This is a genomic window from Chryseobacterium sp. BIGb0232, from assembly GCF_024810195.1.
GTDB classification, from domain to species: Bacteria; Bacteroidota; Bacteroidia; order Flavobacteriales; family Weeksellaceae; genus Chryseobacterium; species Chryseobacterium pennae.
Map to the genome: position 1 here is coordinate 979,711 of NZ_JANUEH010000001.1, position 24,816 is coordinate 1,004,526.

General features: G+C 34.7%; 12 protein-coding genes and 1 pseudogene. 2 read left to right on the forward strand and 11 right to left on the reverse strand.

What is annotated here, in order from left to right:
* Positions 1–123 precede the first annotated feature (123 nt).
* A complete protein-coding gene (locus tag M2372_RS04190; RefSeq protein WP_123319073.1) occupies positions 124–1,653 on the reverse strand; it encodes an aldehyde dehydrogenase family protein in 1,530 nt (509 codons plus the stop codon).
* Positions 1,654–1,832: 179 nt separating this feature from the next.
* Between M2372_RS04190 and M2372_RS04195 the strand changes: the two genes are divergently transcribed.
* Positions 1,833–2,759, forward strand: coding sequence for a helix-turn-helix domain-containing protein (locus M2372_RS04195; RefSeq protein ID WP_123318227.1), 927 nt, complete (start codon positions 1,833–1,835; stop codon positions 2,757–2,759).
* A gap of 138 nt (positions 2,760–2,897) precedes the next feature.
* Here M2372_RS04195 and M2372_RS04200 read toward each other — a convergent pair whose 3' ends face one another.
* The 4 genes from M2372_RS04200 to M2372_RS04215 form a co-directional block, all read right to left on the reverse strand.
* The gene (locus M2372_RS04200; protein ID WP_123318226.1) at positions 2,898–4,364 is read right to left on the reverse strand and encodes a RagB/SusD family nutrient uptake outer membrane protein; all 1,467 of its coding nucleotides are present in this window, start codon (positions 4,362–4,364) and stop codon (positions 2,898–2,900) included.
* A 14-nt stretch (positions 4,365–4,378) separates the two neighbouring features.
* The gene (locus M2372_RS04205) at positions 4,379–7,180 is read right to left on the reverse strand and encodes a SusC/RagA family TonB-linked outer membrane protein (protein WP_123318225.1); all 2,802 of its coding nucleotides are present in this window, start codon (positions 7,178–7,180) and stop codon (positions 4,379–4,381) included.
* A 564-nt stretch (positions 7,181–7,744) separates the two neighbouring features.
* Positions 7,745–9,280 (reverse strand): RagB/SusD family nutrient uptake outer membrane protein, encoded by a 1,536-nt coding sequence (locus M2372_RS04210; RefSeq protein ID WP_228455632.1) that lies wholly within the window; start codon positions 9,278–9,280, stop codon positions 7,745–7,747.
* A 69-nt stretch (positions 9,281–9,349) separates the two neighbouring features.
* Positions 9,350–12,235 carry a SusC/RagA family TonB-linked outer membrane protein gene (locus tag M2372_RS04215; RefSeq protein WP_123318223.1) on the reverse strand — a complete coding sequence of 962 codons (2,886 nt, stop codon included), beginning with the start codon at positions 12,233–12,235 and terminating at the stop codon, positions 9,350–9,352.
* Positions 12,236–12,686: 451 nt separating this feature from the next.
* On the opposite strand from M2372_RS04215, the pseudogene M2372_RS04220 reads away from it, so the two are divergent.
* A pseudogene (locus M2372_RS04220) lies at positions 12,687–13,601 on the forward strand (IS1595 family transposase).
* A 186-nt stretch (positions 13,602–13,787) separates the two neighbouring features.
* Here M2372_RS04220 and M2372_RS04225 read toward each other — a convergent pair.
* The 6 genes from M2372_RS04225 to M2372_RS04250 all read right to left on the reverse strand — a co-directional run bounded on the left by M2372_RS04225 (position 13,788) and on the right by M2372_RS04250 (position 24,740).
* Positions 13,788–15,335: a RagB/SusD family nutrient uptake outer membrane protein gene (locus M2372_RS04225; protein WP_185018692.1), complete on the reverse strand. Its 1,548-nt coding sequence runs from the start codon at positions 15,333–15,335 to the stop codon at positions 13,788–13,790.
* Positions 15,336–15,359: 24 nt separating this feature from the next.
* Complete coding sequence (locus M2372_RS04230; protein ID WP_185018691.1) at positions 15,360–18,224, reverse strand: SusC/RagA family TonB-linked outer membrane protein; 2,865 nt, start codon at positions 18,222–18,224, stop codon at positions 15,360–15,362.
* A 406-nt stretch (positions 18,225–18,630) separates the two neighbouring features.
* Complete coding sequence (locus tag M2372_RS04235) at positions 18,631–19,959, reverse strand: hydroxymethylglutaryl-CoA synthase family protein (RefSeq protein ID WP_123318220.1); 1,329 nt, start codon at positions 19,957–19,959, stop codon at positions 18,631–18,633.
* Between the two features lie 228 nt (positions 19,960–20,187).
* On the reverse strand, positions 20,188–22,698 hold the full coding sequence (locus M2372_RS04240) for a M1 family metallopeptidase (protein ID WP_123318219.1): 2,511 nt from the start codon (positions 22,696–22,698) through the stop codon (positions 20,188–20,190).
* Positions 22,699–22,721: 23 nt separating this feature from the next.
* Positions 22,722–22,940, reverse strand: a complete 219-nt coding sequence (locus M2372_RS04245) for a hypothetical protein (RefSeq protein ID WP_068944240.1) — start codon at positions 22,938–22,940, stop codon at positions 22,722–22,724.
* A gap of 360 nt (positions 22,941–23,300) precedes the next feature.
* Positions 23,301–24,740, reverse strand: a complete 1,440-nt coding sequence (locus tag M2372_RS04250; protein ID WP_123318218.1) for a hypothetical protein — start codon at positions 24,738–24,740, stop codon at positions 23,301–23,303.
* Positions 24,741–24,816: the final 76 nt, after the last annotated feature.

Below are 24,816 nucleotides of genomic sequence, written 5' to 3' on the forward strand. Positions count from 1 at the left end.
TAAGGGCGGCTAGGCACGAGCCGATGCAGAATGTAATGAAGCATCAAAACAAAGTGAAGCCCCGCATAGCCCGGCCGGTTTGCCTTGGGATAAACCAAGGCAAGCGGCACGTCCTACATAATATTAAAAGAAGCCTAACTTATTTTTGTTATAGGAGATCAGCATATTTTTAGTCTGACGGTAATGGTCAAGCATCATTTTATGATTCTCCCTCCCGATTCCGGACTGTTTGTACCCTCCAAAAGGAGCGCCTGCCGGATACGAGTGATATTGATTCACCCAAACTCTTCCTGCCTCAATCTGGCGCGGAATATTGTATAGCTGATGGGCATCTCTGGTCCATACACCAGCTCCTAATCCATAGATAGTGTCATTCGCAATTTTCACGGCATCTTCTTCATCTTTAAAGGTCGTAAACGCCAGTACTGGCCCGAAGATCTCTTCCTGGAAAATTCTCATTCTGTTATTTCCTTTGAAAATAGTTGGCTGAATGTAGTATCCTTCTTCCAGGTCTTCCCCAAGATGGTTCACATCACCTCCTACCAATACTTCAGCTCCTTCCTCTACTCCTAACTGGATATAGGAAAGAATCTTATCTTTCTGTATTTTTGATGCCTGCGCTCCCATCATAACAGTTTTATCCAGTGGGTTTCCTACCTTAATCGCTTTCACTCTTTCTATCACTCTTTCTATAAATGCATCTGCAATGCTTTCCTGAACCAGAAGCCTTGACGGGCAGGTACAGATTTCCCCTTGGTTCAGAGCAAAAAGAACAGCTCCTTCAATGGCTTTATCTAAGAATTCATCATCAGCATCCATCACAGAATTGAAGAATACGTTAGGTGATTTCCCTCCTAATTCCAGTGTTACAGGAATAATATTTTCTGTTGCATACTGCATTACCATACGTCCTGTAGCTGTAGATCCGGTGAATGCTGCTTTGGCAACTTTAGGATTGGTTACCAAAGCTCTTCCAAGCTCTGCTCCAAAACCATTGACAATGTTCACAACTCCGGCAGGTAACAGATCTCCTATCAGTTCCATTAAAATCATAATGGAAACAGGTGTACTTTCTGCAGGTTTTAAGACTACACAATTTCCGGCAGCCAGTGCGGGAGCCAGTTTCCATGTCGCCATGAGAATCGGGAAATTCCATGGAATAATCTGTGCAATAACTCCTAAAGGTTCGTGAACGATCAGGGAAACAGTATCTTTATCCAATTCATTATGTGATCCTTCTTCCGCACGGATAACAGAGGCGAAATATCTGAAATGATCGATTGCTAAAGGTATATCAGCTGCTAATGTCTCTCTGACTGCCTTCCCGTTATCAATGGTTTCTACTGTGGCAAGATATTCTAAATTCTGCTCTATTCTGTCTGCTATTTTATTAAGAATAATACTTCTTTCTGTAGACGAGGTATGTTTCCAGGTCTGAAATGCCTTTTCTGCAGCATCTACAGCAAGCTCCAGATCTTCTTTAGAAGAGTGAGCCACCTGAGTAAAATTCTTACCATCTACGGGTGAAACAACATCAAAATATTGTCCTTTAACGGGTGGGGTAAATTTCCCGCCAATATAATTATCATATCTGCTTTTAAACTCAGGGCGTTGTAATAGAGTTGTTGATCTTGGTTCTGTAAGAGTGCTCATATCAGTATTTATTTTAATTTTCGATACTGCCAAATTACACGGATACGTGAAAAACCTATAGCACAATCGTACAAAAAAAGTGCAGAATAGTACAGAATTCAATTTTATTATTTTATTAACTGTAACGTTGACCCAAATTCCCTATATTTGATTTACCGCCTTCGTTAAAATATTTAGAAATGAATAACAATAGTAAGATTTTATTAAATACTCCTGAATTACGCAAGGAAAACCAGCTATTGAGTCTTGTTGAAAACCAGACAAAGTTCACTCTAAACAATTGCGAGTTCAGTATCTATGAAACGCATAAGGCAGCCTTTGGAGTGAAACTTCATTTTGAAAACATCGCATTTACGGCTATGCTGAGAGGCAAGAAACATATGAAACTGGATAATAAAACCAATTATTTTGATTATTTCCCGGGTGAAAGCATTCTTGTGGCTCCGGGAGAAACTATGGTCATTGATTTTCCTGAGGCTGATGAAACTCCTACACAATGTATTTCTTTAAGCCTAAATCCTGATTTTATTGAAGATTCTCTCAATTATTTAAACTATAATCTTCCTAAAGTAGATGAAACCTCACAATGGAATATTCAACTGGATGAATATTTTCTTTTTAATAATCAGGCACTGGCTTCTGCCACCAACAACATTATGAGAATTGCTATGGATGATAACTCTCAAAAGGATATCATGGCAGATTTCGCCCTGAAAGAACTTCTCATAAGGCTTATGCAGACACAGGCAAGAAGTATAGTGGAGAGAAATATTGTAAAAAATAAATCAAGAATTGGATTTGCTGTAGATTATATTAAAAGAAATCTTCATCAGAAACTGTCTATTGAAAGTATTGCCAAACTTGCTTATGTAAGCAAATCGAACTTCTTCAAGATGTTCAAAGATGAATTGGGAACTTCTCCTAATGATTTTATTCTGCAGGAAAGAATAAGTAAAGCTAAAGAATTGCTTGATACCCAAAACAGTATCAAGGAAACAGCCTATCAAACAGGATTTTCGGATACCAATTATTTTACCCGGGTTTTTAAGCAACTAGAGGGTATAACTCCGAAGAACTATCAGAACAGGATGATTATCCGGGAATAAATCTGTATAAAGAATTTATAGATACCAGGCATGGGATTCATGCTCTAAAATACTTAACGATTCTCATATCAAAGTTCAAATAAAAAAAGAGCTCCATTTTCATGAAGCTCTTCCTATTTATATCAAAAACATTAATTCTTAATATTTGTCATTCTGTTGAATGTTCGGGTTAGCCTGAATTGCTGTTACAGGAATTGGCCATTGCCAAAGATCGCTGCCTGCTGCAAGAGTCTGCTTGATTGCTTTTGACCCGGTACCATCAGCAACATCTCCTTTACCTGATCTCTGAACAGAAAGACCTAATCTTTTCAATGTATACCATCTGTCATTTTCAAAAGCAAGTTCTAGTCTTCTTTCTTTAAGAATAGCATCCAATAGAGGCTGTCCTGCTTCTGCTCCAGGAGTGAATGAAGTATATCTTTCTTTTCTCAGTTGATTTAGCAAAGTAAGGGCTGTTACCTGATCCCCTTCTCTGAAAGAAGCTTCTGCTACGTTTAATAATACTTCAGCAGTTCTTAGGTATTTAACTGGAACGATGTTTACCGGTCCACCATTACCAGCATATTTTGTAATGTGGTTATATACTTTTTTGTTGTATGTAGCTGGAGTAAAATAAACAGTTTTTCTCACGTCATTAGCAGCAAAAGAGTTGAAGAAATCATAATCTGCAACAAATTCTGATCTGTATTGACCATCAATTAACTGGTTGTAAGCAACTCCTACTGTATTACGCTCAGGTGCTGCGTTTGAAATCTGGAATAGAACTCCATCAGTAATCTTAGCCAATCCTTCGTTTTCCTTCCAGATTCTGTTAAAGTTATCTAATGTTGTCACACTTGGAGAAAGTCCTAATGCCAATTTACCATATTTTACAGTATTCGTATAATCTCCTTTATAAAGATATACTCTTGATAATAATCCGTACACAGCCGCTTTACTGAATCTTCCTTTATCAGCATCGTTCTGTGTAATTTTATCAGCAGCAATTAATAAGTCATCAATTACTTTCTGGTATCCCTGATCTACTGTAAGATTTCTGGATGAACTATTATTTAACGGATTATAAGATTCAGAATAATAAATTCCATACTGGTTTACCGCTGGTGAATTTTGTGTTGGAATTACAGAATATGCTCTTAAAATATCAAAATGAGCTGCAGCTCTGATGGCTCTGGCTTCTGCTTCTACATTATCTTTTGCTGCACCTGTTACGACTCCGTTATTAAGATAAGACATAACAAAGTTAGCTCTGCTGACTACTGCGTATGCAGCACTAAACAAACCTGTTGTCTGTGAATTATCTGATGAGAATTCAAAGTTGGAAGCTGCAGCGTTAGAGTTTCTTCCTGAATTTGTAATAATAAGGTTATCAGTAGTAAGGTCTCCCATAATAAGCTGATTACCTGTATCACTTGTATAATATCCTGTAGTTTTAAATGCTGTATAAGCTCCATCTAAAGCTTGTCTGAATGATTCTGGTCTGGTCATTGCCTGCTCTTCCGCTTCATTCACAGACGAGATCTGGTCCAAATTTCTTTCACAAGACGTTAACGATACAAAAATGGTCAACGCAGCTAAACTTATTGTTATTATATTCTTTTTCATAAAGCTATTCAATATTAAAATTCTAATTGCATTCCCACCATGATCGTTCTTACAGTAGGATAAGTATAAAGGTTAAATGATCCAGGAACGAATAGTGCCGTAGACTCTCCAGATCCAATAGAAACTTCTGGCTCACCGTGGAAGTTAGTTACTGTAAATAAATTCTGTCCCTGTACATACATTCTTAGCTTACTCACTGGAGAATCTTCTCCCAGAACTGCTTTATCAAATGTATATCCTAATGTAAGGGATCTTAATCTTAAGTAATCTGATTTTTCAATCCACTGATCAGAATCACGCATACCATTAGTGTCTACTCTTTGGAATACACCTGGATTTTGTGGACTTCTCCACATGTCAGCAGCAGACTGCGCCATGTTTCTACCTCCTTTAGCCAAACTCTGGTCTACAGCAGCAGCGTACATATTGTTATATGTATATCCACCTAACTTGTATGTGAAATCTGCACTAAAGTCAAATCCTTTATATTGAATTGTAGTTCCGAAACCTCCGAAGCTTTTTGGGAAAGGAGTTTTATCTGTAATTGGAACTGCATCGGAAGCACTATATGTTTCAGTAATTTTTCCGGCTTTATCGTAATATTGAGCGTTTCCGTTTGCTGCGTTTACTCCTGCGAATCTAACATTATAGAACACATATGGAGCTTCTCCTACCTTAAGGTAAGTCGTTCCAAGGTTTCTTTCAGTTTGTCCGTCTGATAATTTATCAAGCGTTGCTTTTTGGAAAGAAATGTTAGCACGTACGGTCCATTGGAAATCTTTCTTTCTCATTACATCTACGCTTAATTCAGCTTCTAGACCTTTTTGTGACATATCTCCAGCATTGATATACTGATAATATGCACCTTCCTGTTTATCTAAAGGTACTAACTGTACAAAGTCTTTTCTCTTGTTTTGGTAGATCTCCACGGAACCACGGATTCTTCTTTTCCACATTGAGAAATCAACCCCAGCATTTGTTACGGCATTCGATTCCCATTTTAGGTTAGGGTTACCAATGATGTAAACTTTTTCATCTTTGTTGTATGTTCCAGGGAATAAAGATGCACCATTTCCGTATAAATCGAAACCAACATTTGCTACGTTATAGTAATCAGATAATGAACCATCATTTCCTGTTGTACCATAAGAAGCTCTAAGTTTCAAGTCGTTGAAGAAACCACCTTTCATGAAATCTTCTTTTGCGATGTTCCAGGCAGCACTTGTTGACCAGAAGATCCCGCTCTTGTTGTTAGCTCCGAATCTTGAAGAAGCATCTCTTCTTAAAGACCCTGTTAGTAAATATCTGCCTTCATAATCATAGTTTACCATACCTGCTAAACTGAAAAGGGTATTTCTGATCTTAGCTCCGGTAAATGTATTTCTGTCGGAAGGAGTAGTAATAGACGGAACGCTAAGTGTAGTAGATTTTAATCCATAAGCACTTGCCGCTAATGTTTCGTTGAAGTTATCATTATATTCGATAAATCCTAAGAAATCAAAATTATGTTTCCCAAATGATTTCTTATAGTTTAATGAGTTATTCCATGTATAGTTAAATCCATAGAATGAATTCTTACTTAATGAACCCGTAGGGATTTTATTTGTAGTTAAATCCAGGTTAGATCCTTTTTTCATCCATGAAGTAGACATGAACCAGTCGAAAAGTCCATTGAAATTTGTTTTGAATTTCAATCCGTCTATCACTTTATATTCTGCAAATAAAGTTGCAGGGATTCTTAATCTCTGGTCTTCTACTCTGTTGTTACGGATTTGCTCCACAGTATTTGAACCCGCTCTCATTTTTTGGTTGTAGCTTCCGTCTGGATTATAAACCGGCTCATAAGGAGCATATTTATACATCGCTGCGAATGGGTTCTGCGTATTGTTTCTGTCTCTGATGTTTTGTGTAACCTGATACTGAACACCCACGTTGATTCCTACATTCAGCTTCTCACTCAGTTTATTAGTAAACCCGAAGTTACCTGTATATCTCTTAAGTCCGTCTACATCTTTAAGAATACCATTATCAGAATCATATCCCAATGAATAGTAGAATGTACTTTCTCTGGATCCTCCCTGTGCACTGAACAAATAAGATTGAATGCTTGATGGTCTCAATAAGCTTTTTTGCCAATCATGATCATAAGCAGCAAGAGCATCAATTTCCTTTTGAGGTCTTATTTCTACGTTAAGATATCCTAATTCATTTTGGAAGTTCATTAACTCTCTGGAGTTCATCATCTTAAAGTTGTTATCTTTCAGTTTTTCACTGAAACCAAATTTACTTTCGAATGAATAATGAGTTTTTCCAGCTTTTCCGGCTTTAGTTGTTACTACAACTACCCCATTAGCCCCTCTTGCACCATACTGAGCTGTAGCAGCAGCATCCTTAAGAACGGAAATAGACTCTACATCAGCAGGATTAATTGCACTGAACTGTCTAGCATTCATATACATACCATTCACTACATAAGTAGGTTCAGAAGAACCACCAACACCGGCAACTCCTCTTACCATGATTGTAGCAACAGAACCAGGCTGTCCGGTAGCACTTTGTACATAAACCCCTGAAGCTCTACCCTGTAATGAATTTCCGATAGATGTTGTAGGAGAGTTTCTTCTGATAGCATCACCACTTACAACGGCCTGAGCCTGGGTAATTTGATCTGCTTTCTTCTTCTGATATCCCGTAACGACTACCTCATCGATCTTATTCTCTTTCAGGATAGAATCATTCTTAGTTTTTTGTGCATAGGCAGCTTGTCCTAAAAAAAACAAAGCTCCAGCACTTAATACATTCAACTTCACATTCATATTAACAGATTTTAATATATTCAAGGGAACAAATATGTTAATAAATATTAATAACATCAATTTATTAAAAGCTGAAAACCGCCCGCCAGATAAGAATTATTCTCAAATAACTCTAAAAAATGATGAATAAAAAGTTTAATTATATTTTAAATTTTAAAGAATGCCAAAGCATTTTGAATATTAATGGAATTTTAAAGAAAAATGAAATAAAAATTAATGTACATTAATTTAAAACATAAAATGAAAAAAATAAACCATAATTAATTATATAAACGAAAAAAATAAAATAAATCATATTCATTTTTTCGTTAAAATAAGCAAAAAGTCGAATACTTTTCAGCGAAAAAACATAAAAAACAACCTGATAAAAATCAGGAAGACCACCTAAAAAGGTAGTCTCCGTGAAAATAAAATTAAAAATCTGTTAATATATGATCTCTAAAAATCAGTTTAAATCAGCATACTTTTGAAAATGTTTTCTGACTTTATTTTTGCCATTTATATTATATTTTTCACAAAATAAATTATACTTTTTTCCTTTAAACCGATCTTAGAATTCATTTTTTACCAACCTGGATTTTGTTGCGCAGCAAGAGTGGGATTATTCACCACTTCATCATTTGGAAGTGGCCATAAAATCCTGAAATCTGTTTTGGGAACCATAGCAACACCCAACGGTCCTGTGTATGAAGTTCCCAACGCAAAAGCAGATCCTGCAGGCATACCGTTTGCCATTTTAGCAGGAATACCAGGAGTAGGTACTAAATCATCATATAGTAACCTGTGGATATCTCCCCATCTCATCCCTTCTCCTAAAAACTCAATTCTTCTTTCTGTTATAATAGCATCTACCAAAGAAGTAGCATCAGTAAACGAAGCCAGTGTATATTCCTGAGTAGCCGGAGTAGCCAATGATCTGTTTCTCACTTGATTAAGCTGAGTAATTGCCGTTGCTGCATTACCTAGCCTGGCATTAGCTTCCGCCATAGATAAAAGTATTTCAGCATACCTTATAATTGGAGCTCCATCTGATAAATTAGTAACATCTTTATACTTATTGACAAATTTAACTCCTGTAGAAGCGGTTCTTACCATTGTCGTTTCTTCTCTTCTTTTATCATCAGCTAACCATCTAGGATTTCTCCAGATGATAGGACTAATACACACTAATGATCTATTATTATACATAGATGCTAGTCCCGCATTAGTCCCCGGATTTGTATTAGCAGAATTTTCAATAGAAAAAATAGATTCTGAATTATTATAATTACTTGCCAATATAAATGGTTGACTAGGAGAAGCAGTAAGGGAATAAACCGAATTTAACTTCGCTCCCTCGGTAAGGACTTTTGACCAATCTCTCATATTTAAGTAAGCTCTAACTTTCAATGCAATAGCAGCTTCTTTAGTTGCTCTGGTAATCTTGATATTGCCAGCCCTTGTACTACTACTTCCCGTCAAGGTTTCTGCCATATCTAAATCAGCAAGAATCTTTGAATATGTTTCCGCTACTGTCCCTCTACCTACTTTAAGAGCTTCATCAATTGTACTGGGGCTAGTAATAGCTGTCACCCGATAAGGTATTCCCGGATGAGTTGCACCAGACGTAAAATTATAGGGTCTGGAGAAATGCTTTAACAACTCTAAGTGAGCCAACGCTCGTAAAAAATACATCTCGCCCAAATAATTATCACGAACTTCTCCTGTAATCACACCACTACTCCCGGCCTTTCTCAGACCTTCTATTGCGATATTTGCTTTATTAATCAGTCCATAAGCATTCATCCAATAATGGACATTATTAGGTGAACCACCATCATAAGTTGCCGTATATGTCAGTTGGTAAAAAGTTGCCGTATTCACCATATCTTCTCCACGCATATCATTCTGCTCTATATAAGCTGCACCAAACACATATCCTCTAGGAGTATTCAGAGCATCAGGGCTCGTTTTATAAATTCCATTTTGTGCAGCATTATAAACCCCCATTATAGAAAGATCAACATTCCCTGCTGTTGAAAAAGCTAAATTCTCATCTACATTATTGTACGGCTGCAAGTCTAAGGTTTCTCTATCTGAACAAGAGTTCATTATTGCCATTAATAACGATATCGATAAAATTGACACTCCTTTTTTTATTATATTATTTTTTCTCATTGTTATCTTAATTTATAATGAAACATTAAGCCCCATACTAAATACTCTCTGACGAGGTGTCCCATTAAAATCTACACCAGCAGATTCCATTTCTGGGTCTAATCCTTTATATTTAGTAATGATAAAAGCATTTTGAGCCTGAAAATAAATCCTCAAACTTCTCACACCAATAGCCTTAAGGGCCTCCTTTGGAAAATTATATCCTAAACTAATCACATCAAACTTAATAAAACTAGCATCTTCCAAAAATCTTGACGAAGCATTACTTGTAGAATTACTAAGGGTATTATCTGCAAAAAATAATTTCGGAGTCATTCCATCTCCTGGATTTGAAGGACTCTGCCATCTTCCCAAAATTTCAGTTGAGTTATTATTGAAATTCAATGTCATTAAATCTCTTCTGGTAGCATTAAATATTTTATTACCTCCACTAAATCGAATAGTTGTACCCAAATCGAAATCATAGAATCTAAATTTAAAACTAAACCCTCCGAAATACTTTGGCAAAGAGCTGCCCAACACCTTTCTATCCGTTAATGCACTTAAATTAGCCGCTTTCGACACATCATCAGGATTAGAAGGATTAAATACAGCATAAGCCCCCTTCCCCACAAGTCCCTGAACCAAACTCCCATCTGCTTTGTAATATACAGGATTCCCATTAGCTGCATTTACTCCCCAGTACTCAAATCCGTAAATAGATCTCAAAGATTCACCGGCCCGGATAATATTATTAGCACTTGAGAAAATATCTGCATTATTATTTGCAAGAGTCAACACTTTATTTTTCATAAACGTAACATTTGCATTGACATCTAATCCAAAATTTTGTGTATTAATCACACTGTAGTCTACAGAAAATTCCAGCCCTTTATTCTGCATATCTCCAATATTTTTAGAAATACTATTATTAGGTACCCCAAGCGACAGTGCTAAAGGAGCATCCAAAATCATATCTGAAATCTTGTTTTCAAAATAATCAAAAGTTAATCTCAATTTATTTCTAAACAATGCTAAATCTACCCCATAGTCAATTTTTTTACTTGTCTCCCATCGTAATTCATCATTCCCAATCTGTGAATATGCCAAGCCATTATAATTTGCATATTTCAAATTACTAAATAACCCTAAATATGGATAATTACCAATATCAGTATTTCCAACTTTGGCATAAGAAGCTCTTAGCTTAAGATCAGATATTACATCACTAACACCTTGCATAAAGTTTTCTTTACTAACAGTCCAACCTGCAGACACTCCTGGAAAGTTCCCCCATTTATTTTTCGACGGCAAAGAAGACAATCCATCCCTTCTAACAGATGCCTGTAAAAAGTATTTACCAGCATAATTGTAGTTAAACCTCGCTGCATATGACAATATACCTTGTTCGGTTATTCCTCCTCCTGATTGTGGAGTTCCCATAGAACCTGAAATAACTCCATTGTTAAAAAAAGTATTAGATAAATCTTTTCCGCCACCATAAAAACTTTGAAGTTTCTGTTTTTGATATTCGTTTACCAATACTAAGGTAACATTATGCTTTTCTGCAAATGTTTTATTAAATGTCAAAATATTTTGGATATTATTTCTTAGATAATCTGAAAAATCATTTCTGATTTCACCATTTCCTCCCTGCCCATCACCATGTAATGGGTTGTAATAATAAAAACCTTTGGTTTGAGACTGGTCAGCACTCACCTGAATTCTATAATTCAAAAAAGGATACAGTCTTACATCCGCATATACAGACCCAATCAATCTATTTACACCGGATTGCAATTTATTATTATCAAGCACATACATAATGTTGGTAATATTATCTCCTGCCTGCAATAAGTTCTGCCATCTTCCTACTATCCGGGGATCTTGAAAATCAATATTGTATCCTGTCGGATGATTTGGGTTATAAATCGGAGTATTAGGCAACTGTTTAATTGCATTATAAACATTACCAGAAAGTGAAGAAGACCCTGTATTTAAACCCACATAGTCTGTTTTTGTAAAACTGAGATTCGTTCCGATTTTTAACCAATCAAAAGCTTGATGATCTATATTTGCCCGGGTAGAAAATCTTGTCATTTCGTTAGGCATCGCAACTCCTTCCTGCTTTGTATATCCTATAGAAGTATAGTAACTGGATTTTCCAAATGAACCCGAGGCAGACAACAGATTATCCGTCTGAAAGGCAGCTGATCGCAAAACCGCTTTTTGCCAATCTGTATTATACTCTGTTCCCACAGCAATAGCAGACTGCCCTGCATTTGATCTTTTTTCATTTGAAATTGCTATAAACTCTGGAGTCTGAAGCAATTTATACAAACCTACTGGCATTGCATACCCTGCATAGTTACTGAAATTCAGGCTTAATCGTCCTCCTTTTCCTTTTTTAGTAGTGATCAAAATTACTCCATTGGCAGCTCTTGAGCCATAAATTGCTGTCGAAGCCCCATCTTTTAAAACCTCGAAAGATTCAATATCATTTGGGTTAATGTCACCCAATCCATTTGTTGAGGTTTGCCCTCCAATATCTCCTGAAAAAATCGGAATACCATCGACAATATATAGAGGTGATGTTCCTGAATTTATGGATGCCACTCCTCTAATCCTTACTCTAGGAGCCTCTCCCAATACTCCTGTAGTACTTGTAATTTGAACCCCCGCAGCTTTACCTGCCAACTGCTGTTCAAAACTTGGAGCAGCTATAGTGGCAACATCAGCAGCTTTAATAGAAGTCACAGCACCTGTAATTTCTTTTTTCTTCTGAGTACCATATCCTACTACGAGGACTTCATCAATTTCCTTTGTGGAAATGGTATCCTTTTTTACTTTTTGTGCTGAAATCCCCTGTCCTATAAAAAACAGCACACCAGCACTTAATACATTTAATTTCACATTCATATTAACATTTTTTTCTGAAGTAAATTTGTTAATAAAAACAAAAAATCCAAACTAATAAATAGCTATAAAACAGTAGATTATAACGTATTAATTTCGTTTTTATAAAAAAATAACAAAATACTTACCTGTATTTTGTTAAAAAAAAGTTAAAGAATTTTTAAAAAAAATAATATTAGATAAATTTTAATAATCGTTAAAAATTTCAACACATTATATAAAATCTAGAAAATGAATGAAAAATTTATATTAAAATGTAATTTTAAATGAAAAATATGTAAATTTAAAATTACATTTTACCAATAAAACAGATAAAATAATAAAAAATAAACAGATAAATCAACCAATAAAGACAAAGCATTCTAAAAATTAGAATGCTTTTAATAATTTAAAATTGAATATCTGTAATTTCACCTATATTTTTGTAACTTTTTGTTATTGAAATACATGAGATATGAATTTATTTAGTTTTACCACCCATTTTGGAACTGAAGAAGATTGTAGAGATCACTTTAGGAATCAGCGTGATTTAATAGGAATAACTTGCCGAAAATGTAGTCATAGCAGTCATTATTGGAAGAAAGATAAATAGAGCTATGAGTGTAAATCTTGTAAGTACAGAACTTCTTTGAGAAAAGGAACGATTATGGAAAATTCTAATCTGTCATTTTTAATTTGGTATAAAACGATGTTTCTAATGAGTATAACGAAGAAAGGATTTTCCAGCAAAGAGATTCAGAAACAATTGGGCTTAAAAAGATATGAACCGGTTTGGGCAATGGTTCACGAACTCCGAAAAGCGATGGGAAACCGCGATTCGCAGTATACATTAGAAGGAATGATAGAATTTGACGAAGCCTATTTTACGATAGAATCTTCGGAAATTGAAAAAGAAAAAGGAATTCGTGTAAAAGGAGCAGTTGGTAAGCAAAACGTTGCTATGATGGCGCAAAGCATACCTTTAGAAAATATAGAAACAGGCAAAAAGGAAAAGCAAGTCCGCTACTTCAAAGCTAAGGTTTTACAAGGTCACGATTCGGAAGAAATCAATGAACCCATTAAGGAATCTATTGATAACCAAAGCATTGTTCTCACGGATAAAAGTGGTTCTTATGTAGGTATTTCTGATTTTGTGGAGCTTCACGTGATGGAAAACAGTTCAAAAGAAACGACGCAAGAAACCTTGAAATGGGTACATATAGCCATCAGCAATGCAAAAAGAAACCTACTTGGGAAGTATCATAAAATAAAAAAGAAGTATCTTCAATTATACTTAAACGAGTTTATTTATAAGCTGAATCGAAGATATTTTGGTGATAGACTATTTGAAAGGCTCATTATTGCTAATATCACAGGATTAGGCAAATAAACGGATATTCAAATTAATTTAAAACATAAAATGAAAAAAATAAACCATATTCATTTTTTCGTTAAATAAGCAAAAAGGCGAATACTTTTCAGCGAAAAAACATAAATAACAACCTGATAAAAATCAGGAAGACCACCTAAAAAGGCAGTCTCCGTGAAAATAAAATTAAAAATCTGTTATCTATATTTAATATCCGATATTTTGCTTAATTCCAGGATTTGCATTCAATTCATCCTGAGGAATGGGTAAAGCAAATTTATAACTGCTATTTGGTAGATTTACAGGATTTGCAGCTGGAAAATTTGAAGAACTAGATAAATAATCAGCAGGGTCTCTGTCTATTGTGACATTAGCTAATACTGCGAGTCTTTTTAGATCTATATAACGATGCCCTTCATAAGCTAATTCCAATCTTCGTTCTTTCAATATATCAGCCCATGCAGCCATTATATTTGAGTATACAGGAGCTGTTTGTACTGCACCAAACCTCTCATCTAATATAGATTTTAATACAGATCCTACTCCTGCTAGATCTCCGGCATTTGCTCTTGCCTCAGCTTTAATAAGATACATTTCGGATATTCTCATTATTTTATAATCATTATTAAAACCATTTGTACTAGTTACGGCCGATGTTGTATTTCCTTTTTCTGTACCACCGTGTTTTTGAATAATCAGCTTATCTGTATTTCTATAATCACTTGAAGTAGCATAATTAGGATCAATAACTGATGATGGAGCTACAATGACACTTCTTCGAACATCTGTTGGTCTTTGATTAAGTATATTAAATAAAGACCTGCTTACTTCATAAAAAGGAGATCCATCTACATTAGGAGCAACAGAACACCAACCATTATGTAAATTTGTTAATTGAGTATTTTGCTGAGGAGTTCTTTTTAATCTAAAAATTACTTCTTTATTAGCAGGTTCATTATCGGTAAAAAATATTTTACGGTAATCTGTTGGATTAGCCAATGTTATTTGTGAAGTATTTATTACTTCATCTGCCCATTTTTCAGCATTTATATAATCTCCTTTATAAGCATACGCTCTTGCTTTCAATCCTTTTGCAAAATTTTTATTAGCAAGCTTATTATCAGCAGTATAATTACTAAGTCCATTATAAATTGAAAGAGCATCATCTAAGTCTTTCTGAATCTGCGCATAAAACACCCCATTTGTTACTCTTGGATTTTCCTTTTCTTCAAAAGAAAACACTTTATTGGCTAGAATACCAGCCAAAGCATTATCATCTTTTAGGTTAGGTGAATAATAGGATAATATTTTCAAATGTCCATACGCTCTTATTGTCAAAGCCTCAGCTTTTAATCTGGAAATCAATACTGCATCAGTTGGAGTTGTTGTTACTATTTTATCTGCATATTGAATAACTCTATTTGCTCTTGCTAAAGCAGAATAAGTATCTACCCAAATATTAGCAGGAATCTCTGACGAAGGAATCAACAAGAAAATATATTCTGTTGAAAGTCCTTGTCCACCATTCGCATATCCAATTCCTACTTCATCTGTAAATACCGAGGAAAATACAACTTCAGATCTATTTGAAAGGATATTATATGTGGAATTCATTAATTTTTGCAAATCTGAAGATTGAGTAATTGCAGATTCTTCTGTTAAAGAACCAGGAGTAAAAGGTGTTAATAAATCACTATCACAAGAAGTTAGTAATAACCCAGACACAAATGTTATATATATAAATATTTTTTTCATTGTAATTATTTTAATATTCATTAATTAGAATTTAATATCAAAACCTAAAGTCACAATTCTAGGTGTCGGATATTTTTGCTGATCACTATTTCTAGGACTTTCTGGATCAAAACCTTTCCATTTTGAAATAGTAAATAAGTTTTCTGCCTGTAAAGTAACAGATAGATTATTTATAAAGGTGTCTTTCAAAAATCTTTGAGGTAATCTATATCCAATCTGAACATTTCTCATTCTAAGATAGGATGCATCTTTCAAAAATCGATCAGAATGTCCTTGAAGTCCTAAATTTGAAGCCTTTAATGAAGGTACATCTGTATTGACATTAGTCATTGTCCATGCATTCTGAAGATCTTTTTCTACCGTAAAATTAGCTAAGTTATTGGGATTATATAAGCTTGACAGATCATAATCATAGCGCACAACTCTAGCAACAAAAGTAAATGTAGTGGATGCAAAGAAGTTGCTATAATTAAAATCTAGTCCAAAACCTCCCTGATATTTTGGTAAATTATTTTTCCCATACAACCTTCTGTCTGCCACAGTTGGATTTTCAGTGGAATTACCATTAATATCTTCGAACAATAAATTTCCGTTAGCTGGATTTACACCTAAATACTTATATACAAAAGGCTCTCTTAATAACCCGCCATTTGCTGTGATATATTGAGGTACTGCCCCTTCAGAAATTCGGCCTCCACCACTTTTAATACCATCTATTTTTTGAGTATTTATTGATCCATTAATTCTAAAAGTTAATGAAATATCTTTTTCTTTATTTTTTAATATATCATAAGCCAAACTCACTTCGATACCTTTATTAACAATTGAAGCATCCGTATTCCTTACAACACTTAGAGTTCCCAATACAGGAGCTGACGGATCAGGCATATATAACTCAGTCGTCTTTTTGTTATAATAATCAAAAGAACCTCTCAATCTTCTTTTGAAAAGTTCAAAATCTACTCCTATATTGTATTGTTTAGTTGTTTCCCATCTCAAGTTACTATCACCAAAAGTAATTGCATATCCTTGATTTCCATTATAAGTATTATTGGTAACAGAATAAATATTGGTAAAGCGTGGTGGATTTAATCCAGCATAAACACTCGGTATACTCGTATTTGAATCAGCATCAACAATCCTTTGATTTCCTTGAGTACCATAAGATCCCCTTAATTTGAAAATATCTACAAACTTTACATTCTGCATAAAAGCTTCTTGATCTAAATTCCATCGACCTCCAACTGACCAAAAAGTTCCCCATTGCCTGTCGTTAGCAAATCTGCTTGTCCCATCTCTCCTAATAAAACCTTCTATTCCATATTTTTTATTAAAATCATAGGTAAATGATCCGAAGTATGAGATCATGTTTAGTTTTAATTTAAATACGGCTGTTTGTGGTACATAAAAATCATTATCAGGAGTATCTGCAATATATCCGGATCCTGCCCCAGGGACAAAAGTTTTTGGATCTAGGCCTCGTTGTCTAAAATTAGTGGCATCCCATTGTGAATAATTATATTCCGCATATCCACTTAAAGAAAAACTATGTTTATCTATAGTCTTTGAATAGTCTAATTGCCATAAATTATTAAATAAAAACTCTCTTCTTTGATTGACATCTTCAAATCCTGAAAACTCCTGAGCTCCTTTAAATAAAAACGCATTAAAAGAAAGCGGATATTCTGCCTGAGTAAATCTTGTATTCAGAAATTGTCCTGAAGTTCTTATTCTTGCTGTTAAATCATTTGTTATTTTATATGACAAATTGGAAGCCATATCTAGCCTTAGTTCTTCTGTTAGATTATTATAATTCACCAATTTATCCATCAACATTAATGGTGTGTATAATAAAGTACCATCTTTTTGATACAAATCGAATAATTGCTTTCCACTTTGGTATAGGCTGGGTGATAAATACGGTGCAGATTGATAAGCACCTAATACATAATTTCTATTAATAACACCACCATCTAAAATGGCCTCATTGTTCATGGAAAATCCAACACCTGTCACCAAAGAATATTTGAACCGGTCATTGGAACTTTTTCCATTAATATTATTTCTTACAGTAAATCTCTTCAATCCCGTAGTTCTTAGGATACCGTCTTGATTCAAATAACCTACAGAAGTATATGAGCTAATATTCTTCCCACCAGATTCTATTGATAAATCATGGCTTTGAGTAACAGCTGGCCTAAAGAAAACCTTCCTCCAATTAGTATCTATATTATAATTGGCAATTTGTTCAGCACTCATTTTAGCCCCTAAACCTATACCATATCCCTTCTGTATAGCCAACAATTCTTTGGAGCTAGCATAATTATATTTAGGATCTTGTAACATAGAAACACCAAACTGCGTACTATATCTAATGCGCATTTTTTCATTATAGCCTCCTTTCTTAGTAGTAATCATAATTACCCCATTAGACCCCCTAGAGCCATATTGAGCAATTGCTGAAGCGTCTTTCAAAACAGAAAATGTTTCAATATCATTCGGGTTAATTGATCTAAAATTATCACTATTTGATGGAAAGCCATCGATAACGTATAACGGGTCAGTATTACCGTTGTATGTCCCTACCCCTCTGATAATAACCGTTGGCTTTGCTCCTGGTTGACCAGTACTTGCAGTAACATTTACACCAGCAAGTTGCCCCTGAACAATATTTAAAACATTGGAGTTGGGTCTATTTTCAATTGTCTTACTATCAACCGTAGCAACTGAAGTAACTGCTGTCTTTTTTGTAGTGCTCCGATAGCCCACTACTACAACTTCATCAATCTCATTTGATGCTGCTGTATCTTTCTTTACTTTTTGTGCTGAAATCCCCTGTCCTATAAAAAACAGCACACCAGCACTTAATACATTTAGTTTCACATTCATATTTAACATTTTTTTCTGAAGTAAATTTGTTAATAAAAACAAAAAATTCAAACCAATAAACAACTGTAAAACAATAGGTTATAACGTATTAATTTCGCTTCTACAAAAAACAACAAAATACTTACCTGTATTTTGTTAAAAAAAAGTTAAAGAATTTTTAAAAAAAATAATATTAGATAAATTTTAATAATCGTTAAAAATTTCAACACATTATATAAAATCTAGGAAACGAGTGAAAAATTTATATTAAAATGTGATTTTAAATGAACAATATGTAAATTTAAAATCACATTTTACCAATAAAACAGATGAAATAATAAAAAATAAACAGATAAATCAACCAATAAAGACAAAAAAAAAAACATTCTAAAAATTAGAATGCTTTTAATAACTTAAATATTTATTTTTAATTCTGACAATGGTAATATCTTGCCCCAATTAAAACAGGATTTTCAGTTTCTATAGAAACAAGGCCAAATCCTTTGTAATCGGGATTTACAGATTGACTTAATCGCTTTTTGTGAAGCTTTTCATAGGTCTCAAAATCAACAGCTCTTCTATTATTCAGATTTTTGAATAAATTCCATTTCTCCACCACTGTTTTCCAGTTGGGAGAGATTTTACCTGCAAATACTTTTGACTTGGAACCACTTCCATATCCGAAGAATCCTATCTCTTTTCCAGACAGGTCTTCATTCTCATTAAAGGAAGTCTGCAAACCGGAAAGTAACGCCATAAAAATAGAAGCCGTATACATATTTCCAATTTCTGAAGAAGCTCTTTGAGTCTTTTCAATAGCTGAATTAATCAGCTGCATATAATTTTCAGATTTAGCAACCGCTTTCTGCTCATCCGGCGTTTGATACGAAATTCCGTTTTCAAGACTGTAGATTTCGGTAAATACTCTTTTACCATGGAAAGCATAAGGAAGATGAAAAACAAGATACTTCCAGTCTTCATAAGGTTTTTCTTTACCTGTAATCTCTTTATAATGCTGATAAGCCTCTCTTATTCTATCCTGATAACACTGGTTAGAATACTGTCCATCAAAAACAGGTTCGTCAGTAAAGACTTCAATCTTATCAGGATACATTTCCGGAGCTCCGTTCAAATCTTCTTTGTTATACTGTCTTCTTGGTTTGAAGAAATCGAAAACACTTTCTGTAGCTACTCCCCAGTTATTTTCTATTTCAAGAAGATCAGGTTTTGCAGAAATCAGTAATGCAACTGCTCCGCCACCCTGTGTATATTCTCCTGAAGAGGCTAATTCATATTTTGCATAATCACTGGCAATGACTACAGCTTTTTTATCGGGATTTACTCTTACAAAATCCAATGCGTTATGTAAGGCATCTACTCCACCTACACATGCAAAAGTCATATCTACTACATCACAGTTTCTGAAAACTCTTTCCCCCAATGATTCTTCCAATACTTTTTCAACCATTTGCATGGCATAAGATGCTGTTGGTTTTGCAGCATCTAAAGCACTTTCTGTTCCCAGATAAATTCTTGATATCTCTTTAGGATTAATCGTATAATCCTGAATTAATCTTAATAAGGCCTCAGCCGCAAAAGTTGCAGCGTCTTCATGTACATCAGGCAATCCCATTTTATGAAGTCCTAACCCCTTCTCCAATTTCGCCGGCTCTATACCTCTTTTTTCGGCTAAATCTTTAATTTCCAAATACAAAGAAGGTACATAATAGCTTGCTGCTTCAATTCCAAAACTCATATTTCTTTAAATTTTAAACGAATTTATGAAAGATACCGCAAAAAACAACAGCAAAAACACCTGATTTTTATACTATTGTTAAAAATCAGTGCAAATCAGATAGATTCCGTAAAAACCCATTATTTTTTACCGACTCAGTTCGATTGTAACAGGGTTCTATACATAAAAGTCTTTGGAAATTGTATATCCATTAATAAGAAAGCCGGCAAATTTTGCCGGCTTTACATTTTATTTATAATTTTCAATGGCCTTATTCAGAGCATCGATCTGTTTATTGATACTTGCAGCATTTTGTGGATTCTGTTTCAGCAATTCCATTTTTTTACTTAAACCATCTTTCAGCATTTGCACCACCATCATTTTAGCCTGTGGATTATCTCCCATCTGATTTTTAGCGTATCCTAAAATCTTAGTTATACTCTCGGTAGCTTTTAGATTATCAGAGGTCATGATCCAGTTGAACCCTTCTTCTGCCGATTTACCCAATTCCGGATTCTGGAATTTGATAAACGGATAAAATGCTGCCAGTGGAGCAATTTTCGACATTTGGGAAGTCACCTTATTCTTTACAATAATTGGAAGCAACTGTGCCTGTAACTCATCTGAAGCTCCATCCAGATTGATTTTATCTGCTAATGAATTGGCTTTTGACGGGTCTACAGCAAGCACACCTCCTAATGAACTTCCTTTCACAGCATTGGAAACAGCACCCACTCCTTTTTCAAAAAGCGGAAGGTATTTTTTATCTTTTGTTTTTGCCAAAGCAGCAATAGCAGCCGCCTGTGTCAGGGTTTTAGGATCACTGGAAGCCAGTTTTTCAACATCAGCTCCTAATACTTTCATTTGTTCAGGATTGGTAAGATCCACTAATTCCAAAGCTTTCATTCTTATTCTGAAAAACGGGTCTTTCAGCGCTACTGCCAATAATTTTGTTGCTGCAGGATTCTTTCCTACCTGATCTTTGATTCCCGTTAAAGCTGTATATCTGCTTTTAAATTCTTTGGAGTTTGTAAACTGCAACAGATTCTGTTCCGGAGTTTTTGTATCGGTAATATCTGCCAACAAAATTCCATCAGCATTGATATTCACTAAGTCTGGAGCTTTAGAAACATCAAAATTGAATGTATTCTTTGCGTCTGCATTTACCCATACATTATATCTCTTCGGTTTTCCATTGTCATAGACATCAATAGCCAGAGGAAATTCAAACATCTGATCCTGGGTCTGATTAATGATCACCGACACCTGTTTTTTCACAGGCTCAAAGGTAAATGAGTAATTAACCTTCGGATTTCCGCTTCCGAAATACCATTGATTGAAAAACCAGTTCAGGTCTTTTCCGGAAACTTTTTCAAAGGAAAGTCTCAGCTGATGTGCTTCTGCATTCTGATATTCATAAGTCTTCAGGTAATCATTCATACCTGCAAAAAAAGCATCATCACCTAAATAGTTTCGCAGCATATTCAAAATTCCTCCTCCTTTTTGGTAGGTAACCAGATCAAAGACATCTTCACGGGAATCATAATTGAATCTTACCAGGTTTTTCTTAAAATCATTAGGATTATGAAGGTACATATTCACGTCCTTCATCAGGTGATAATCTGCCTGATCTTTTCCATATTTATATTCATTCCAAAGGTATTCGGAATAATTGGCGAAAGATTCATTTACGGTAAGGTTGCTCCAGCTTTCTGCTGTTACGAGGTCCCCAAACCAATGATGAAACAATTCATGGGCAATGGTATCTTCCCATGTATTTTCATCAATCAGCTGTCCAGGCTTTTGAAGAATATCACTTCCATGAAGGGTTGCTGTTGTATTTTCCATCGCTCCGCTCACATAATTTCTACCGGAAATCTGTGCATATTTTGCCCATGGATAATCATAATTTAACTTTTTAGAAAAAAACTCGATCATTTCAGGAGTGTTTCCATAGATCTGTTTCGCATAAGGTTCGTATTCTTTCTCGATATAGTAATCTACCGGAATATTCTTCCATTTGTCTTTAACAATAGCATATTCTCCTACTCCCATAAAGAAAAGATAAGTCGAATGCCTTTTATCCATTACCCAATGATCGGTTCTAAGGCCATTGGATTCTTTTTGAGAATCTTTCAGGAGACCATTGGAAAGCGTCACATACTTATCAGGAACTGTCATATAGATTTCCTGAGTTGTTTTCTGATTGGATTTATCGATGGTTGGGAACCATGCAGAGGATGATTCTGTTTCTCCCTGCGTCCAGATCTGAGTCGGGAGATCAGAATCTGTTCCCTGGGCATTGATGAAATAAAGCCCTTTCGCATCATTGATCGCCATACTTCCCTGTTGTTTCACTTCATTTGGACGGGATGTATATTTGATGTAAACTGTATAGTCCTGATTTTTCTGGTAAGTTTTATCCAGTGTGATTTTCAGAACATCGTCTTTATATTCATATTTTAGAGGAGATTTTTTACCATTATTATCAAGGGCTACTTCATGGATCAACATTGCTTTTGCATCAAGAATCAGCTCATTGGTAGGGTAGAAATAGGGAGAGGCCGTTAACCATTCTTCTCCATTCATCTGTTCTTTCTGATAATCGAAGTTTACCTTCAGTTTGGTGTGTTTCAGTTCTGTTACCTTGGTGTGGGTAGCTCTGTACACACTTTCTCTTCCTGAAGTTTCGGTCTGTGCTGATACGTTGGCGGAAAAAAAGATTCCGAGTATCGCAATCGATAATATGGCCTTTCTCATCTGTCTACTTTATAATTTTAGAGTTATTTTTTTATGATAATATCGAAAATATCATTGACTAAAGTTTCGTAATCTCCTGTTTTCAACTGCTCTTTTGTTTTGGCAAAAGCTTTTTTCAGTTCACTTTCCGGATTTTCGTCATCAACGATTTCGGCTGAAGCAACCCCTTTCAATTGAAGTACAATATTTTTTAGTACTTCAGGATCGGCATTTTCTTCAATATTTATTTTTAAATACTTCATGATCTTGTGATTGGTTTATAATTATTCCTTTTGTTAAAGGGTTAATATCAAGTTCTTTCAAATTTAAAACTTATTTTAGAAAGAATAGGTCTGTTGGCGCTTTTTTAAAGGTGATTTTTGTGGGAAAGAGGAAGGATGGAAGATGGAAGACGGAAGATGGAGGGTACTAACCAACCGGAGATGACCTACAGGCTTTCTAAGATATGTTGAGGTATATTATAAACATCAATAGGATAGAATCTTCATTTCGCTCCGTTTCATTCAGAATGATCAGTAAACAATATTCAAAAATAAAACAACAGTCATATTAAGGTTGCAATAACTTCCAGCTTCCAGCCTCAGGCTTCCTTACTCAATACATTACCTCTCTCTGATAATTTTTCCGTCTTTATACAGAAACACCATCTCACATTTCGTTTGTCTGTCTGCATTAAAAACCTTGACTTTTTTAGCATCAATCCCATTTATTTCAGACAGCATCCGGCATTCCCAATTGTTATAGAAAATAGGTTCTCTAAGGATAAAATGCGGATTAGTCTTGAGTTCCGTGAACATATCATATCTCAGACAGACTACTCCACTTTCGATATGATCTGCTTTAAGAGCTACACTCAGCTGATGAAACATGGTATTATTGAACCGACTGGCGTAGATCCAGGCATTTTTCACACTGATATTGGTTATAACAAGAATGAAAGTCAAGACAGCAAAAAGAGTGCTGACAGTTTTATTGCCCAGCTTAAATTTAAAGGACAGGTAAATGATTCCCGAAATGATAAAGATGGTATAAAAGAGTCTAATAGCTCCAAGACTTCGGTTATCAAACCCAAAAAGCGTAGGAATATAGGAGGAAACATAGTAAACACTTACTGCAAGAACAATTGAAATCAAAGAAATTAATCCTATATTTTTAATGTCTTTTAATTTGCTTTTAAAATCATAAGCGGAAAATATCTTATAAACTATAGAAGACATGATCAAAGCTAACAATACTTCTATAATATAAAGGTTTCTAAGATTTAATATCCCTTTATAAATCCCGACAAAGATATCTTTGAAAAATAACTTTGCAGTTAAAACAGTTACCTGCATGACTCTTTTCAATTCGAAGATTTTCCCAACCTCATCTCTTTGATATGAGTGAGCAAATATCTCCGGCTGAATTACTTTCCTGAAAAAAACAATTGTACCAAGTGTCAACAGCAGGAATATAACCCGTTTTTTATTTTCTTTGATAAGAAACAAGTTTAAAAGAATAAGCGGCAGGAAAATCTCATAACTTAATATGGACAGTATAAAAAACAGAGCACTCCAGAGAATATTTTTACGAACATATGTGTAATAAATGCTTAGAGAAAAGAACAGGGTTGCCAGATTTGAGTTCAGCATGATTGGAGAAAACTGAATGCTCGTACCAATCAGAGAACATGAATACAATAAGGTAATCAGGCTTGCCAATTCTTTTGACAGAATTTTTTGTATCACCCAGTATAAAGCAATTAAAGAAAGCGGAAAAAACAGTATTCCTAAAAGATAAACGGAGTCATTATACTGTGAAAGAAAAACCAAAGTTCCTGTCACGAATCCGGATACCGGCCTTGCTGCCATATTGGAAGAATCCAGATAGGAATAAATATAGCTTACATAAGGTTTCGAAATATATTTCGAATTGTACGCCTCTTTTAAGTCATCTGCTACGATTACCTTTTCTATAAAAATGGACAGCCATATATAAAGATTGTAAACAATGATCAGGATATTCAACAATATCAGATAACGATTGTTTAATTTTTTTTCCATAATATTTTTCAAAATCTGTGATGAGCAATAGATTCTCACAAACTTCAAAAATAACAGAAATCTGCCAATTACAAAA

Excerpts from the sequence above, each read along its gene's own strand:
- M2372_RS04190 (WP_123319073.1), bottom strand. The coding sequence starts at position 1,653 with ATGAGCACTCTTACAGAACCAAGATCAACAACTCTATTACAACGCCCT.
- M2372_RS04195 (WP_123318227.1), top strand. The coding sequence starts at position 1,833 with ATGAATAACAATAGTAAGATTTTATTAAATACTCCTGAATTACGCAAG.
- M2372_RS04200 (WP_123318226.1), bottom strand. The coding sequence starts at position 4,364 with ATGAAAAAGAATATAATAACAATAAGTTTAGCTGCGTTGACCATTTTT.
- M2372_RS04205 (WP_123318225.1), bottom strand. The coding sequence starts at position 7,180 with ATGAATGTGAAGTTGAATGTATTAAGTGCTGGAGCTTTGTTTTTTTTA.
- M2372_RS04210 (WP_228455632.1), bottom strand. The coding sequence starts at position 9,280 with ATGGCAATAATGAACTCTTGTTCAGATAGAGAAACCTTAGACTTGCAG.
- M2372_RS04215 (WP_123318223.1), bottom strand. The coding sequence starts at position 12,235 with ATGAATGTGAAATTAAATGTATTAAGTGCTGGTGTGCTGTTTTTTATA.
- M2372_RS04225 (WP_185018692.1), bottom strand. The coding sequence starts at position 15,335 with ATGAAAAAAATATTTATATATATAACATTTGTGTCTGGGTTATTACTA.
- M2372_RS04230 (WP_185018691.1), bottom strand. The coding sequence starts at position 18,224 with ATGAATGTGAAACTAAATGTATTAAGTGCTGGTGTGCTGTTTTTTATA.
- M2372_RS04235 (WP_123318220.1), bottom strand. The coding sequence starts at position 19,959 with ATGAGTTTTGGAATTGAAGCAGCAAGCTATTATGTACCTTCTTTGTAT.
- M2372_RS04240 (WP_123318219.1), bottom strand. The coding sequence starts at position 22,698 with ATGAGAAAGGCCATATTATCGATTGCGATACTCGGAATCTTTTTTTCC.
- M2372_RS04245 (WP_068944240.1), bottom strand. The coding sequence starts at position 22,940 with ATGAAGTATTTAAAAATAAATATTGAAGAAAATGCCGATCCTGAAGTA.
- M2372_RS04250 (WP_123318218.1), bottom strand. The coding sequence starts at position 24,740 with ATGGAAAAAAAATTAAACAATCGTTATCTGATATTGTTGAATATCCTG.